This window comes from Streptomyces sp. NPDC090045, assembly GCF_044747975.1.
Lineage (GTDB): Bacteria > Actinomycetota > Actinomycetes > Streptomycetales > Streptomycetaceae > Streptomyces.
In genome coordinates this window covers 219,602-234,202 of record NZ_JBIVFA010000014.1, presented here as the reverse complement: position 1 = coordinate 234,202, position 14,601 = coordinate 219,602, and the positions used below count along the sequence as shown (strand labels likewise).

Annotated in this window: 13 protein-coding genes; 9 read left to right on the top strand and 4 right to left on the bottom strand. The window is 73.3% G+C overall.

What is annotated here, in order from left to right; all coding sequences use genetic code 11:
- The first annotated feature begins 79 nt into the window (after positions 1-79).
- From ACIPYQ_RS31630 to ACIPYQ_RS31610, 5 genes are read left to right on the top strand one after another with little or no spacing between them, the layout of a single operon-like run.
- A complete protein-coding gene (locus ACIPYQ_RS31630; protein ID WP_361770429.1) occupies positions 80-991 on the top strand; it encodes a DUF2520 domain-containing protein in 912 nt (303 codons plus the stop codon).
- The gene (gene panC, locus ACIPYQ_RS31625; RefSeq protein ID WP_401257382.1) at positions 988-1,980 is read left to right on the top strand and encodes a pantoate--beta-alanine ligase; all 993 of its coding nucleotides are present in this window, start codon (positions 988-990) and stop codon (positions 1,978-1,980) included. Before ACIPYQ_RS31630 ends, panC begins: the two co-directional genes overlap by 4 nt.
- The gene (locus ACIPYQ_RS31620) at positions 1,977-3,737 is read left to right on the top strand and encodes an L-aspartate oxidase (protein WP_401257381.1); all 1,761 of its coding nucleotides are present in this window, start codon (positions 1,977-1,979) and stop codon (positions 3,735-3,737) included. The genes panC and ACIPYQ_RS31620 overlap by 4 nt, the downstream gene beginning before the upstream one ends.
- Before the next feature lie 2 nt (positions 3,738-3,739).
- Entirely contained in the window at positions 3,740-4,708 is a 969-nt protein-coding gene (nadC, locus tag ACIPYQ_RS31615; RefSeq protein ID WP_361770420.1) for a carboxylating nicotinate-nucleotide diphosphorylase, read from the top strand.
- Between the two features lie 3 nt (positions 4,709-4,711).
- Entirely contained in the window at positions 4,712-5,521 is an 810-nt protein-coding gene (locus ACIPYQ_RS31610) for a type III pantothenate kinase (RefSeq protein ID WP_401257378.1), read from the top strand.
- A gap of 418 nt (positions 5,522-5,939) precedes the next feature.
- On the opposite strand, the gene ACIPYQ_RS31605 is transcribed toward ACIPYQ_RS31610, so the two are convergent.
- On the bottom strand, positions 5,940-6,149 hold the full coding sequence (locus tag ACIPYQ_RS31605) for a hypothetical protein (protein WP_361752578.1): 210 nt from the start codon (positions 6,147-6,149) through the stop codon (positions 5,940-5,942).
- Positions 6,150-6,347: 198 nt separating this feature from the next.
- Between ACIPYQ_RS31605 and ACIPYQ_RS31600 the strand changes: the two genes are divergently transcribed.
- Complete coding sequence (locus tag ACIPYQ_RS31600) at positions 6,348-7,472, top strand: DUF5937 family protein (RefSeq protein ID WP_401257376.1); 1,125 nt, start codon at positions 6,348-6,350, stop codon at positions 7,470-7,472.
- A 251-nt stretch (positions 7,473-7,723) separates the two neighbouring features.
- Positions 7,724-9,274: a M28 family metallopeptidase gene (locus ACIPYQ_RS31595; RefSeq protein WP_401257374.1), complete on the top strand. Its 1,551-nt coding sequence runs from the start codon at positions 7,724-7,726 to the stop codon at positions 9,272-9,274.
- 106 nt (positions 9,275-9,380) lie between these two features.
- On the opposite strand, the gene ACIPYQ_RS31590 is transcribed toward ACIPYQ_RS31595, so the two are convergent.
- Entirely contained in the window at positions 9,381-10,355 is a 975-nt protein-coding gene (locus ACIPYQ_RS31590) for an SAM-dependent methyltransferase (RefSeq protein WP_401257448.1), read from the bottom strand.
- A gap of 154 nt (positions 10,356-10,509) precedes the next feature.
- Between ACIPYQ_RS31590 and ACIPYQ_RS31585 the strand changes: the two genes are divergently transcribed.
- Both ACIPYQ_RS31585 and ACIPYQ_RS31580 read left to right on the top strand, forming a co-directional pair.
- On the top strand, positions 10,510-11,712 hold the full coding sequence (locus ACIPYQ_RS31585; RefSeq protein ID WP_401257373.1) for a sensor histidine kinase: 1,203 nt from the start codon (positions 10,510-10,512) through the stop codon (positions 11,710-11,712).
- Positions 11,713-11,729: 17 nt separating this feature from the next.
- Entirely contained in the window at positions 11,730-12,407 is a 678-nt protein-coding gene (locus ACIPYQ_RS31580) for a response regulator (protein WP_401257371.1), read from the top strand.
- A gap of 77 nt (positions 12,408-12,484) precedes the next feature.
- Here ACIPYQ_RS31580 and ACIPYQ_RS31575 read toward each other — a convergent pair whose 3' ends face one another.
- Positions 12,485-13,105 (bottom strand): hypothetical protein, encoded by a 621-nt coding sequence (locus ACIPYQ_RS31575; RefSeq protein ID WP_401257369.1) that lies wholly within the window; start codon positions 13,103-13,105, stop codon positions 12,485-12,487.
- A 136-nt stretch (positions 13,106-13,241) separates the two neighbouring features.
- Positions 13,242-14,597, bottom strand: coding sequence for a PH domain-containing protein (locus ACIPYQ_RS31570; protein ID WP_401257446.1), 1,356 nt, complete (start codon positions 14,595-14,597; stop codon positions 13,242-13,244).
- Between the last annotated feature and the right edge of the window lie 4 nt (positions 14,598-14,601).

Below are 14,601 nucleotides of genomic sequence, written 5' to 3'. Positions count from 1 at the left end.
CGGCCAATTGCCCCAGGAGCTAGCATGGCGGCGTATCGTCCGGTACCCCCCGCGGACTGGAACGGAAGGCCCTCCCCGCGTGAATCCATCACAGCAGCCACGCCCTGCCCGGCTCGCCGTCGGCGTCGTCGGAGCCGGACGTGTCGGTCCGGCGCTGGCCCGTGCGCTCCAGCAGGCCGGGCACCGGCCCGTCGCCGTCTCCGGTGTGTCCGACGCGTCCGTGCGCCGGGCCGCGCGGATGCTGCCCGACGTGCCGCTCGTGCCGCCCGCGCAGGTGCTGGAGCGGGCCGATCTGGTGCTCCTCACGGTCCCCGACGACGTGCTGCCCTCCCTCGTGGAGGGGCTGGCCGAGACCGGTGCGATCCGGCCCGGCCAGCTCGTCGTGCACACCTCCGGCCGGTACGGGACGGCCGTGCTCGACCCGGCGCGCCGCGCGGGCGCGCTGCCGCTGGCCCTGCACCCCGCGATGACCTTCACCGGCACCGAGGTCGACGTGCAGCGGCTGGCCGGCTGCTCCTTCGGCGTCACCGCCCCCGAGGAGCTGCGGCTCGCCGCCGAGGCCCTGGTCATCGAGATGGGCGGGGAGCCCGAGTGGATCGCGGAGGAGAACCGTCCGCTCTACCACGCGGCCCTCGCCCTCGGCGCGAACCACCTGGTCACGCTGGTCGCCCAGGCGATGGAGCTGCTGGGCAAGGCCGGGGTCGAGCACCCCGACCGGATGCTCGGCCCGCTGCTCGGCGCGGCCCTCGACAACGCCCTGCGCTCCGGGGACGCCGCCCTGACCGGGCCGGTGGCCCGCGGGGACGCCGGTACGGTCGCCGCGCACGTCGCGGAACTGCGCAGGCACGCGCCGGGCACGGTCGCCGGATACCTGGCGATGGCCCGCACCACCGCCGACCGGGCCCTCGCGCACGGTCTGCTCAAGCCGGAACTCGCCGAGGACCTGCTCGGCGTGCTCGCCGACACGGACGCCGACGGGAGCCACGCGTGAGCCGGCCGCTGCTGCACACCGCCGAGGAGCTGCACGGTCTTCCGCGCGCCGGCCGCCGGGCCGTGGTGATGACGATGGGCGCCCTGCACGAGGGCCACGCCACTTTGATCCGTACCGCGCGCGAGCAGGCCGGGCCGGGCGGCCAGGTCGTCGTCACCGTCTTCGTCAATCCGCTGCAGTTCGGGGCGAACGAGGACCTCGACCGCTATCCGCGCACCCTCGACGCCGATCTGCGGATCGCCGAAGGGGCGGGCGCCGACGCGGTGTTCGCCCCGGCCGTCGACGAGGTCTACCCGGGCGGCGACCCGCAGGTGCGGATCAGCGCCGGGCCGATGGGCGAGCGCCTCGAAGGGGCCACCCGCCCCGGCCACTTCGACGGGATGCTGACCGTCGTCGCCAAGCTCCTCCACCTCACCCGCCCCGACCTGGCCCTCTTCGGCCAGAAGGACGCCCAGCAACTGGCGCTGATCCGGCGGATGGTGACCGACCTGAACTTCCCCGTGGAGGTGGTCGGCGTCCCGACCGTCCGCGAGGAGGACGGGCTCGCGCTGTCGTCCCGCAACCGCTACCTCTCCCCCGTCGAGCGGCACACCGCCCTGGCCCTGTCCCGCGCCCTGTTCGCCGGGCAGGACCGGCTCGCGGCGCAGGCCGCGCTGCGCGCCCGCGCCGAGGCCGCCCCGGCCAGTGACGAGCGGGCCACCGCCCTGGCCCGGCTGGGCGAGATCCGGGCCTCGGCCGACGCGCACGCCGTCTCGGCGGCGGGCGGGGGGCTGCCGGACGCCGTACGGGCCGCCGCGCTGCACGTCCTGGAGGAGGCGGGCCGCCACGAGCCGCCGCTCGTGCTGGACTACCTGGCGCTGGTGGACCCGCAGGACTTCACCGAGGCCGGGCCCGGCTTCACCGGGCAGGCCGTGCTGGCCGTCGCCGCGAAGGTGGGCGCGACCCGGCTGATCGACAACATCCCATTGGAATTCGGAGCACACTCGTGAGCACCCCAGGCAGAGGCCCCGCAGGCAGCGACGGCGGAGACACGGCCGCGGGCACCGGCATACGGCTGCACGCGCCCGCCCCCGGCTGGTCCCTCGAAGCCGATGTCGTGGTCGTCGGTTCCGGTGTGGCGGGCCTGACCGCCGCACTGCGCTGCGCCGCCGCGGGCCGCCGTACCGTCGTGGTCACCAAGGCCCGGCTCGACGACGGCTCCACCCGCTGGGCCCAGGGCGGCATCGCCGCGGCGCTCGGCGACGGCGACACCCCGGAGCAGCACCTCGACGACACCCTGGTCGCGGGCGCGGGCCTGTGCGACGAGGAGGCCGTACGGCTGCTCGTCACCGAAGGCCCGGACGCGGTACGGCGGTTGATGGCCGCCGGTGCGGTCTTCGACACCTCCGCGGAGACCGGCGAGATAGAACTGACCCGGGAGGGCGGCCACCACCGCCGCCGGATCGCGCACGCGGGCGGCGACGCCACCGGTGCCGAGATCTCCCGGGCGCTCGTCGGGGCGGTCCAGGCCGCGGGCATCGAGACCGTCGAGAACGCACTCGTACTGGACCTGCTGCAGGACGCGCAGGGCCGCACGGCCGGTGTCACCCTGCACGTGATGGGCGAGGGCCAGCACGACGGCGTCGGCGCCGTCCACGCGCCCGCCGTGATCCTCGCGACCGGCGGCATGGGCCAGGTCTTCTCCGCCACCACCAACCCGTCGGTGTCCACCGGCGACGGAGTGGCGCTCGCGCTGCGCGCCGGCGCCGAGGTCTCCGACCTGGAGTTCGTGCAGTTCCACCCGACGGTGCTGTTCCTCGGCCCGGACGCCGAGGGGCAGCAGCCGCTGGTGTCGGAGGCGGTCCGCGGGGAGGGCGCGTACCTCGTCGACGCGGACGGCGTCCGCTTCATGCAGGGACAGCACGAGCTGGCCGAACTGGCCCCGCGCGACATCGTCGCCAAGGGCATCATGCGCCGCATGCAGGAGCAGGGCGCGCAGCACATGTACCTGGACGCCCGGCACTTCGGCGCCGAGATGTGGGAGCAGCGCTTCCCGACGATCCTCGCCGCCTGCCGCTCGCACGGCATCGACCCGGTGACCGAGCCGATCCCCGTCGCGCCCGCCGCGCACTACGCGTCCGGCGGCGTACGCACCGACCTGCACGGCCGGACCACCGTCCGCGGCCTGTACGCCTGCGGTGAGGTCGCCTGCACCGGCGTGCACGGCGCGAACCGGCTCGCCTCCAACTCGCTGCTGGAGGGCCTGGTCTTCGCCGAGCGGATCGCCGACGACATCGCCGCGCAGCGCTTCGGCGGCAACGGCCCGGTCGTCCCGGTCCCGTCGACCGGCCCGCTGCAGCCCGCCACGGCCCGCCACGAGGTCCAGCGGATCATGACGCAGGGCGCGGGCGTGCTCCGCTCCGCGGACTCGCTGGCCGCGGCGGCCGAGGCCCTCGAAGCGCTGTACGCGACCGCCCTGAACGACCTCGAGACGCACGGCAAGACCGCCGAGCCGGGTGTGGACACCTGGGAGGCCACCAACCTGCTGTGCGTGGCACGCGTCCTGGTCGCCGCCGCGCAGCGGCGCGAGGAGACCCGCGGCTGCCACTGGCGCGAGGACCACCCGGACCGGGACGATGCCGACTGGCGGCGCCACCTCGTCGTCCGGCTCTCGGCGACCGAGAAGCGGGCCCTGGTCGTCGTCCCCACCGACTCCGCGGACTTCCCGTCCGTGCACCCCCTGAGCACCCCGAGCCTGGAGCAGTGACCGTGAGCACCCCCGAACTTCCCCTGATCGACCAGAACGACGGCGGCTGCGGCGACGACTGCGCCTGCGGTGACGGCGAGGAGAGCGGCCTGGACCCGGCGCTCGCCCAGCTGCTGGCCGACGCGGGCCTGGACCCCATCGAGGTCGAGGACATCGCGCACATGGCGCTCTCCGAGGACCTGGACGGCGGCGAGGACGTCACCACCGTCGCCACGGTGCCCGAGGAGGCCGAGGCGATCGCCGACTTCGTCGCGCGCGAGAACGGCGTCGTGGCCGGTCTGCGGATCGCCGAGGCCGTGTTCTCCGTGGTGTGCACGGAGGCCTTCGAGGTGGAGCGGCACGCGGAGGACGGCGACACGGTCAAGGCCGGGGAGGTCCTGCTCTCCGTACGCTCGCGCACCCGCGACCTGCTGACGGCGGAGCGCAGCGCCCTGAACATCCTGTGCCGGCTGTCCGGCATCGCGACCGCCACCCGCCGCTGGGCGGACGTGCTGGAGGGCACCGGGGCGAAGGTCCGCGACACCCGCAAGACCACGCCGGGCCTGCGCGCGCTGGAGAAGTACGCGGTGCGCTGCGGCGGCGGCGTCAACCACCGGATGTCGCTGTCGGACGCCGCGCTGGTCAAGGACAACCACGTGGTGGCCGCGGGCGGCGTCGCACAGGCCTTCAAGGCCGTGCGGGAGGCCTTCCCGGAGGTCCCGATCGAGGTCGAGGTCGACACCCTGGAGCAGATCGGCGAGGTCCTGGAGGCCGGCGCCGACCTGATCCTGCTGGACAACTTCACGGTCGGGCAGACCGCCGAGGCCGTGGCCCTGGTGGCCGGGCGCGCGGTGCTGGAGTCCTCGGGCCGCCTCACCCTGGACACCGCCCGGGCGTACGCGGAGACCGGCGTGGACTACCTGGCCGTCGGCGGACTGACCCACTCCTCGCCGATCCTGGACATCGGCCTCGATCTGCGCGAGGCGGTGTAACCCGTGCTCCTCACCATCGACGTGGGCAACACCCACACGGTCCTGGGCCTGTTCGACGGTGACGAGATCGTCGAGCACTGGCGCATCTCGACCGACCCGCAGCGCACGGCCGACGAGATGGCCGTGCTCATGCAGGGGCTGATGGGCATGCACCCGATGCTCGGCAGCGAGCTCGGCGACGGGATCCACGGCATCGCGATCTGCTCGGCGGTGCCGTCGGTCCTGCACGAGCTGCGCGAGGTGACCCGCCGCTACTACGGCGACGTGCCCGCGGTGATCGTGGAGCCCGGCACCAAGACGGGCGTGCCGATCCTCACGGACAACCCGAAGGAGGTCGGCGCGGACCGCATCGTGAACGCGGTCGCGGTGGTCGAGCTCTACGGGGGCCCGGCGATCGTGGTCGACCTCGGTACGGCGACCACCTTCGACGCGGTGTCCGCGAAGGGCGAGTACGTGGGCGGGGTGATCTCCCCGGGCATCGAGATCTCGATGGAGGCGCTCGGCGTACGGGGGGCCCAGCTGCGGAAGATCGAGCTGACCCGGCCGCGCAACGTGATCGGCAAGTCCACGGTCGAGGCGATGCAGTCGGGCGTGGTCTACGGCTTCGCGGGCCAGGTCGACGGGGTCGTGGCCCGGATGGCGAAGGAACTGGCCGGGCCGAACGGCGATCCGGACGACGTCCGCATCATCGCGACGGGCGGGCTGGCACCGATGGTTCTCGGCGAGTCCGCGGTGATCGACGACCACGAACCGTGGCTGACCCTGATCGGACTGCGACTGGTCTACGAACGCAACGCCCCCAACTTCGCCTAGGCCAGTCCGGCACCCCTACCGGGGCTCCGCGCCTCAAGGCCGGGTGCGGCTCAAAGATCGGGGCTCCGCCCCGGACCCCGCGCCTCAAACGCCGGCGAGGCTGGAATTGTGCGGCGAGGCTGGATGGTGCGGCCGGCCGAAAGGCCGCAGGGGCTGGAGTAGCAGCCCGGCCGGTTGGGCCGGGGTTGGGTGTGTGCAGGGGCGCTCCCGCAGGGCGTCGAACACAAGGTGCCCCGGCCCACCGACCCCCCGACACGTTCGACGCCCGAGGAGACGCACCGGAACACACCCGGCCCAAGCCGCACCGCCGAAGCCCGCACCCCGGCCGGCAAGGCCACCGGCACACCCGGCCCCACCCCTCCGACCCCGGCCTGCCCGGCCCCGGCACAGTCGGCCCGGTCCAGCAGCCGGTGGCGGGTCAGCATGCGCGGGGGCGGCTCAGCATCCGCAGTAGCGCGGCCCGCCAGGGGTGGCGGGCCGGGCGGCCCTCCACGACGGCCTTGACCTGCTCGTACGACCGGATCTCGCGCAGCACGGCGACGTCGTCCCGGCCGGGAGGCGGCGGCATCGGCTCCCCGTGCTGGGAGGCCCGCCAGGTGTCTATGAGGTACTGCTCGATCGCGCTCATGCTTCTACCCTCACCCCGTCGGCGGCACCGCGCACGACAGTTGACGTTCCCCGTCAATCGACGGCTCCCCGCAGCCGCCCCACCCGCAGACGATCACTCGTCCGGCCGCCGCGCCGAACCGCCCGCGGCCACTCGTACGGCGGCGCCGGACGGTCCGCCCGGCGCCACCCTCGGTGAGCGGGACGACAGAATGGCCTGATGAGCGTCACCATCGACATCGCCGGACTCCCCGCGGAGCGGATCACCTTCGCGCCCTCCCCGCTCGCGGAGCTCTGCATGGCGCTGCACGCGCTCTCCCAGCCCGCCCACCACCCCGCGCTCGCCTCCTGGACCACCGCGACCGCCGCCGCGCTCGATCCGTGCCTCGCGGACCGGCTGCTGGAGGGCGAGTTCATGTGGCGGAGCTCCTTCTCCGACATCTTCATGGCCTTCGCCGGGATCACCGGCGGGACCGGGGTGCCCGCCGGGAACCTGGCCGAGGAGCTCGACGTACTCGACCGGCTCGACGACGAGCAGTTCGTGATGGCCGCCCTGGAGCACTGCTGGCTGGCGCTCTACAACGAGGGCGGCGGCCCGTCCCCGCTCACGAACCCGGCGGCCCGGGCCAAGGCGCTGGAGGTGGCCGCCGCCCGCGGCCCCCACCAGCTGGAGTTCTCCGTACGCCTGCTGGACGACACCGCCGGCGTACGGGTGTGGATGCGCCGGCTCCTGGAGGACTGCGACGAGGCCTTCTTCGCGGAGACCTGGAAGCGCGTGGAACCGGGGCAGAGCGCCGACGCCCGGCACAAGACCGAGGTGCTGCGCCGCAAGGGGCTGCCGGCCGCGCTGCGGGAGGTCTCGGCGGCGCTCAGCGTCGACGAGGGCCTCACCACCATCACCGTCGACAAGATGGTCCACGGGACGGCGACCGCGACCGACCCCCGAATAGGCAGCGGCCTCGTCTTCGTGCCGACCAACTTCGGCTGGCCGCACCTGCTCGTGGTGCACGCACCGGGCTGGCGGCCGGTGGTCCACTATCCGCTCGGCACCCCCGAACCGGTCTCCGCGCCGGGCTCGGTGGAGCTGCTCCAGCGGCGGATGGAGGCACTGGCCCATCCCATGCGGATGCTGCTGTGCCGGAGCCTGGCCCGGGCCCCCTACACGACGAGCGAGCTGGCGACCGTGTACGGGATCACCGCGCCGGAGGTGTCACGGCATCTGTCCGTCCTGAAGAAGGCCGGCCTGATGCACACGCGACGACAAGGCCGCTACGCCCAGCACCAGTTGGACCTGGGGGCGGTCGCCCGCATCGGATCCGACTTCATCGAGGGCATCCTCCGCTAGGCGGAACCAGCGGGCGTTTGGCCGGATTCCATCGGCGCAGAGTCACCGATATGCGGAATTCATCAACCGAAAACAGCGAAAACTCTGGCCATGGTGGCCACTTGCTGTCTAACGTGCGCTCACTGTTTCCCCACCAGACGCACACCGCTTCTGCGTTTCAGCTGGACCACGCCCCGCCTTGCTGTGCCCTGCTCTGCCTTGCTGTGCCCAGATCCGCCCGCCCTGCTCGCCTTTGTCGTGGAAGGACCTTCATGCCCTCACGCCGTATAGCCGCAGCAACCGCCGCCCTGGCCGCAGCGGCCCTCGTCTCACCGCTGCTGCTCGCCGGACCGGCCGGAGCCACCGGGAGCCCGCAGAGCGACGCCGCCCGCGGTGACGCGCTCGCCAGGAAGCTGGTCAAGGAGGCGACCGGCAAGGGCGCCTTCAACCATCTCAAGGTCCTGCAGTCGCTGGCCGACTACAACAACGGCAACCGCGCGGCCGGTTCCAAGGGCCACGAGCAGTCGGCCAAGTACATCGAGGCCGTGATGAAGGCGGCCGGATACAAGGTCACCCGCAACGAGTTCGACTTCGTCTACGTCGAGACGGTCGAGGAGAAGCTGACGGTGGGCGGCGCGAACCAGCGCGACGTACCGATCCACCTGATGTCGTACACCGCGAACAGCCCGGAGGGCGGCGTGACCGCCCCGGTCGCCGTGGCCCCGGTCGACGCGGACGGGACGAACGGCTGCGAGCCGGGCGACTTCGCCTCCGGCACCTTCACCGGCAAGATCGCCCTGGTCAAGCGCGGCGGCTGCGCCTTCGCGGTGAAGCAGGCGAACGCGGCGGCGGCCGGCGCGGTCGGCGCGATCATCTACAACAACACCGCGGGCGCCCTCAACGGAACCCTCGGCGACCCGAACGCGGGCAAGGTCCCGACGGGCGGCATCACCCAGGAGGACGGCGAGAAACTCGCCGCCGAGGCCGCCGCCGGCCCGGTCGAGGTCACCCTCGACATCCGGCAGCTGCGCGAGAACCGCAAGACGTTCAACGTCATCGCCGAGACCAAGGGCGGCGACGAGAACAACACCGTCTTCCTCGGCGCGCACCTCGACTCGGTCGCGGCCGGCCCGGGCATCAACGACAACGGCTCCGGCTCGGCGGGCATCCTCCAGGTCGCCCAGCGGCTCGCGAGCGAGCAGAAGAAGGTCAAGAACAAGGTCAAGTTCGCCTGGTGGTCGGCGGAGGAGTTCGGCCTGCTCGGCTCGGAGGCGTACGTCGCCGGGCTGACGGACGAGCAGAAGAAGCAGATCAAGCTCTACCTCAACTTCGACATGATCGGCTCGCCGAACTCCGCGTACTTCGTCTACGACGGCGACGACTCGGACGCCACGGGCGCGGGCCCCGGCCCGGCCGGCTCCGCCCAGCTGGAGAAGGGGATCACCGACTTCCTCGACTCGAAGAACATCCCGCACGAGGGCACGGACTTCTCCGGCCGCTCGGACTACGGCCCGTTCATCGAGGTCGGCATCCCGTCCGGCGGCACCTTCACCGGCGCCGAGGGCATCAAGACCCCGGAGCAGGCCGCGAAGTTCGGCGGCCAGGCGGGCGTCGCCTACGACGTGAACTACCACGGCAAGGGTGACGACATCACCAACATCGACCAGAAGGCGCTCGACATCAACGTCGACGTCATCGCGGACGCGGTCGGCCACTACGCGCACGACCTGGCCCCGCTGACGAAGCCGGTCACCTCGCAGCCGACCCCCGGCGGCGGCAGCGGCGGCGGCCTCCACCAGGGCCACGACGAGGTCACGCAGTAAGTGATTGGGCGAGGCTGACTCTCAGCCTCGCCCAATCCAGCCCCGCCGGCGTTTGAGGCGCGGGGGTCCGGGGGCTGGCCCCCGGCAACGGCGCCGCGGGTCCGCGTCAGCCGGCGGCGGCCCCGCCCCAGGCCCGGATGCCCACCGGCTGGCAGAGCCAGAGGAAGTCGCCGAGCCCGCCGCGGGCGGTCAGTTCCGCCGCCTCACCCGCGGAGGCCAGCGCCCGCACGTACGCCCCCGGATCGGCCGAGGCCAGCGCCAGCGCGGGCCGGGCGCCCGAGACGCCGAGGGCGGTGAGCGCCTCGCGCTGGGTCAACAGGACCGCGTCCGGCCCCGCACAGGAGTCCAGCGCCACGTGCGCGGTGACGTCGCAGCTGCCGTCCGGGACGGGCGGGACCTCCCGGCCCGCCCGGAAGCCCGTCAGGGTGCCGTACGGCGGCCTCGCGTCACGGGTGTGGGCGTAGTCCACCGCCACCGCCAGCCCCCGCTCCAGGCTCGCCACGGCCGCCGCCCAGGCCTCGTCCCGCGCCCGGCCGATCTCCGCCCGGCCGCTCTCCCCGCCTCCGGCCTCCGCGCCACCGGCCTCCCCGCCTCCGGGCCACCACCGCTCCAGCCAGGCCCGGTCCGCGCCGTCCAGCGGGCCGCCCGGGCTCTCCGTACCGTCCGGGGCGACCAGGACGTAGCGCCCGTCCTCCGCGATCTCCAGCGGCACGTTGTCGAGCCACTCGTTGGCGAAGAGCAGCCCCGTCGTCCGTTCGGGTGGGGCCGCGACCCAGCGGATCCGCGGATCGAGCCCGGCGGGCCGCTCCGCGCGCTCCACGGCGTACGGGACCACCCGCGCGGCCGTCTCCGGGTCCAGCGCGGCCAGCACCCCGGCCAGCAGCTCCCCGCGCCCGGCCCCGACGTCGACCAGGTCCAGCGCCCGCGGGTGCCCGAGCTCCGCGTCCACCCACCGCAGCAGCCGGGCCACGGCTCCCGCGTACAGCGCGGAGGCGTGCACCGAGGTGCGGAAGTGCCCGGCGGGCCCGGGCCCGCCCGGGCGCACGTAGAAGCCGCCGGGCCCGTACAGGGCGGCGTCCATCGCGTCGCGCCACCGGACCGGAGTCGCATGTCCCACCTGGGTGCTCACCCACAAAGGTTAGGTTCACCCTCCACCTTCGGGAGTACGCCCCTGTTGTCAGGTTCGAACCTCTGGTTGACTCCAGCACCTATCACCGTTCCCTACTCTGGGTTACGTGCAGCGCCTCTACGACTTCCTCCGCAGACACCCGACGGGCGTCGACAGCTTCTGGGCTGTCCTCTTCTTCGGGGTCTCGATGCTGAACGTCGTGGGTGAGCCCGACATCGGCAAGCCCCTGAAGGTCGCCGCCGTCCCCGTGGTGATCGCGCTGAGCACGGCCGTGGCCCTGCGCCGCAAGTGGACGCAGGCCATGTTCTGGCTCACCCTCGGGGCGGGCGTCTTCCAATTGCTCATGGGAATCGTCGCCGGGGTCTACGACCTCGCGATGTTCGTGATCCTCTTCACGGTCGCCGCGAGCGAGGTCCCGCGCTGGGTCTCCCGCACCGCACTGGGCTGGGGGCTGGCCGCCGCGCCGCTGTACTTCGTGCGCTTCGGCGTGGACAAGGGCAGCAACAGCGTCGACAACGTCCTCTTCGCCGTCTTCATGGTCATCCCCTTCGTGCTGGCCTGGGTGCTGGGCGACTCCCTGCGCACCCGCCGGGCCTACTACGCCCAGCTGATCGAGCGGAACCAGCGGCTGGAGAAGGAGCGCGAGGCCCAGGCCAAGGTGGCCGTGGCCGGCGAGCGCGCGAGGATCGCCCGAGAGCTGCACGACGTCGTCGCGCACAACGTCTCGGTGATGGTGGTCCAGGCGGACGGGGCGGCGTACGTCATGGACGTGGCCCCCGAGCAGGCCAAGGAGGCCCTCCAGACCATCTCCGGCACCGGCCGCCAGGCCCTCGCCGAGATGCGGCGGCTGCTGGGCGTCCTGCGCACCGGCGAGCCGCAGGAGTCCGAGGACTACGTGCCGCAGCCCGACGTCGAACAGATCGAGGTCCTGGTCGAGCAGGTGCGGGCGGCCGGGCTCGCGGTGGACTTCGAGGTCGAGGGCGCGCCGCGTCGGCTGCCCAGCGGGGTCGAGCTGACGGCGTACCGGATCGTGCAGGAGGCGCTGACCAACACCCGCAAACACGGCGGCCCCGAGGCGACGGCCAGCGTCCGGCTGGTCTACTTCGACGACGGGCTCGGCCTGCTGGTCGAGGACGACGGGCGGGGCGCGGCCCACGAGCTGTACGAGGACGGCGGCGCGGACGGCGCCGGGCACGGACTGATCGGCATGCGCGAGCGGATCGGTATGGTCGGCGGAACCCTGGACGCGGGCCCGCGTCCCGGCGGCGGCTTCCGGATCAGCGCACTGCTTCCCCTGAAGAAGAGATGACGAGGACGAGGTAACTGATGTCCATCCGAGTGATGCTGGTCGACGACCAGGTGCTGCTGCGCACCGGCTTCCGGATGGTGCTCGCCGCCCAGCCGGACATGGAGGTCGTCGCCGAGGCGGGCGACGGCCTGGAGGCGCTGGAGGTGCTGCGGGCCACGAAGGTGGACGTGGTGCTGATGGACGTCCGCATGCCGAGGCTGGACGGTGTCGAGGCGACACGGCGGATCTGCGAGCCGGCGGAGCACCCCAAGGTCATCATCCTGACCACCTTCGACCTGGACGAGTACGCCTTCTCCGGCCTGAAGGCCGGGGCGAGCGGCTTCATGCTGAAGGACGTCCCGCCGGCCGAGCTGCTGGGGGCCATCCGCTCGGTGCACAGCGGGGACGCGGTGGTCGCCCCGTCCACGACGCGGAGGCTGTTGGACCGCTTCGCGCCGATGCTGCCGACAACCACGCAGGAGCCGCAGAACAAGGAGATCGAGCGGCTGACGGAACGCGAGCGCGAGGTCATGCTGCTGGTGGCCCAGGGGCTGTCGAACGGGGAGATCGCGGCCCGGCTGGTCCTCTCGGAGGCGACCGTGAAGACGCACGTGGGCCGCATCCTGACGAAGCTGGGGCTGCGCGACCGGGTCCAGGTGGTGGTCCTGGCGTACGAGACGGGCCTGGTCCGCGCGGGCGGCGGCGCAGGCGCGTAGTCCGACCCCCGCACGGCGTTCCCCCCGGGCTGCCGGCCCGGGGGGAACGCCGTCCGTGCACGGGTGGGCGGCGGGGGTCAGCGGATGACGAACTCGCAGCCCGATCCGGCGGGGACGGTGTCGAGGGCCGCCTGGTCGGCCACGAGAATGTCGAAGCCGGTACCGCAGGTGATCCGGTCGAAGCCGCCGTTCTTGCTGACGAGGGTGTCGTTGCCGCCGTTGCCCTCGAAGGTGGTGGTGCTGCCGGTGTTGGCGTTCCAGCCGTCGGAGTCGGTGAGACGGTCGGCGGCGGTGCCGCCGATCAGACGGTCCTCGCCCGATCCGCCGTCCATGTCGGACGGAACCGGGGTGTTGTTGGTGGCGACGTCGTTCCCGTTGCCCAGGGCGGCCTGGATGCGGGTCAGCCCGGTGACCACACCGCAGCGGACGGCGTTGGGTCCCTGCTGGACACAGCCGGGGCCGGCCGTGATCGTGCTCGTGGAGTCGGTGACGTTGACGACGCCACCGCCGCCGATGCTGAAGGTCACGGTGTTCTGCTCGCCGGGCAGGGCCGCGAAGCGGACCTCGCCGCCCGACCGCATCACGAACGAGGGGTCGGCGGCCGCGGGGCCCGCGAGGGCCATCGTCATCGCGAGCGCCGCCACGGCGGGGGCGGCCAGTCGTGCCGTGCGCAGGAGCCGTGAGCTGTTCGGAGTCATCAGTGCTGTCCCTTGGGGTTGCTGACGACGGATCAGGTCGAGGATCCGTCGCCCCCTTCGCTACCCGGAGTCACCGATAGGCTCTTCTTTTAATCACACAGTTACCTCGTGTGCCGCAGTCCTCCCCCCGTCCGGCTCACGCGCCCCGCCCGGTCATCCAGCGGTCCGGGCGGGCCGACGCACGGGAGGTGCGGGCCCGGACGGCCTGGGCGGCCAGCAGGGCGGCGGCCTCGTCCGCCGCGCGCAGCCGGGCCGTGACCGTGCCGTTCGCGCCGGTGTCCACGTGGACGTCGGCCAGGCCCCGGGCGCGGGCCCACGGGCCCTGGGTGAGGCGGACGCTCTGCACCTTGGCGTGCGGGACGATCTCCGTACGGCGGCACAGGCGGCCGTGCCGGGCGGCGAACACCTCCGGGGAGACGGCCAGCGCGTAGCCCTTCCACCACACCGGGACCACCCAGCGCGAGCCGGCGCGCGGGGAGCCGGAGAAGGACAGGGCCGCCAGGTCCACCCCGGGCAGCACCCGGGCGATCACCGCGTACGCGGCGGCCCGCGAGGCCACCGGCACCAGGACCTCGTTCTTCGAACCCGCCACGGCCAGCTCCACGCGGACCCGGTCGCGCCGCCGCCACAAAAGCGGCTCCACGATCCGAACGGTCTGCACGCGACCCGGCGGCACGGTCTCGTGGGCGCGGTCCAGCATGCCGTGGTCCAGGCGCAGCCCGTCCGGGGACTCCGCGACCCGCCAGTCGTACTCCGCGAGGAAGCGGCCCGCGGTGGCCGCCCAGACCGCGCCGAGCATCGGGAGCAGGGCGACGACGGCCGCCCACGGGCTGGAGCTGAACCACCACACGGCCACCGGCCCGACGACCCCGGCCACGAGCGCCCCCAGCACGCCGAGGCTGAGCAGCAGCGACACCGCGAGCTCGCGCGGGCTCACGCGCAGCAGCTCCCGGTCGGGGGCCTCGCCGAGGCGCACCGCCTCCTCGGGGGCGAAGCCCGCCGCGCGGGCGAGGAGTTCGGCGCGCAGGGCCACGGCCTCCTTCTCGCCGAGGAAGGACAGCTGGTCCTTGTCGTCGGTGCCGATGACGTCGAGGCGCAGGCTGGCGACGCCGGTCAGCCGGGCCAGCAGGGGACGGGTGACGTCCACGGCCTGGAGGCGGTCGAGGCGGATGTGCGCGGTGCGGCGGAAGAACAGCCCGGTGCGGATGCGCAGCTCGGTGTCGGTCACCGCGTAGTGGGTGAACCACCAGCTCAGGAAGCCGTACCCGGCGAAGACGAGGACGACGCCGGCCAGCGCCAGCAGCCGCAGGAGGACGGACAGGTCCGCCATCCACTTCTGGGCCTGGTCGCCCTGCTGGGCGAGCACGCCGACGGTCGCGGCGATCGGCACCCAGGCGCGGCGCAGCGGCGTGAAGGGGTGCAGCCGCCGTCCGCCCGCGGCGGGCCCGCCGTCGGGGGCGGCAGCGGGGGCGGCGGCACCGGTGCGTGTCAGCGGG

What these genes read in the sequence shown, in the direction of transcription:
- ACIPYQ_RS31580 (WP_401257371.1), top strand. Translation starts at nt 11,730, where the DNA reads ATGTCCATCCGAGTGATGCTGGTCGACGACCAGGTGCTGCTGCGCACC.
- ACIPYQ_RS31575 (WP_401257369.1), bottom strand. Translation starts at nt 13,105, where the DNA reads ATGACTCCGAACAGCTCACGGCTCCTGCGCACGGCACGACTGGCCGCC.
- ACIPYQ_RS31590 (WP_401257448.1), bottom strand. Translation starts at nt 10,355, where the DNA reads ATGGACGCCGCCCTGTACGGGCCCGGCGGCTTCTACGTGCGCCCGGGC.
- ACIPYQ_RS31595 (WP_401257374.1), top strand. Translation starts at nt 7,724, where the DNA reads ATGCCCTCACGCCGTATAGCCGCAGCAACCGCCGCCCTGGCCGCAGCG.
- ACIPYQ_RS31600 (WP_401257376.1), top strand. Translation starts at nt 6,348, where the DNA reads ATGAGCGTCACCATCGACATCGCCGGACTCCCCGCGGAGCGGATCACC.
- ACIPYQ_RS31605 (WP_361752578.1), bottom strand. Translation starts at nt 6,149, where the DNA reads ATGAGCGCGATCGAGCAGTACCTCATAGACACCTGGCGGGCCTCCCAG.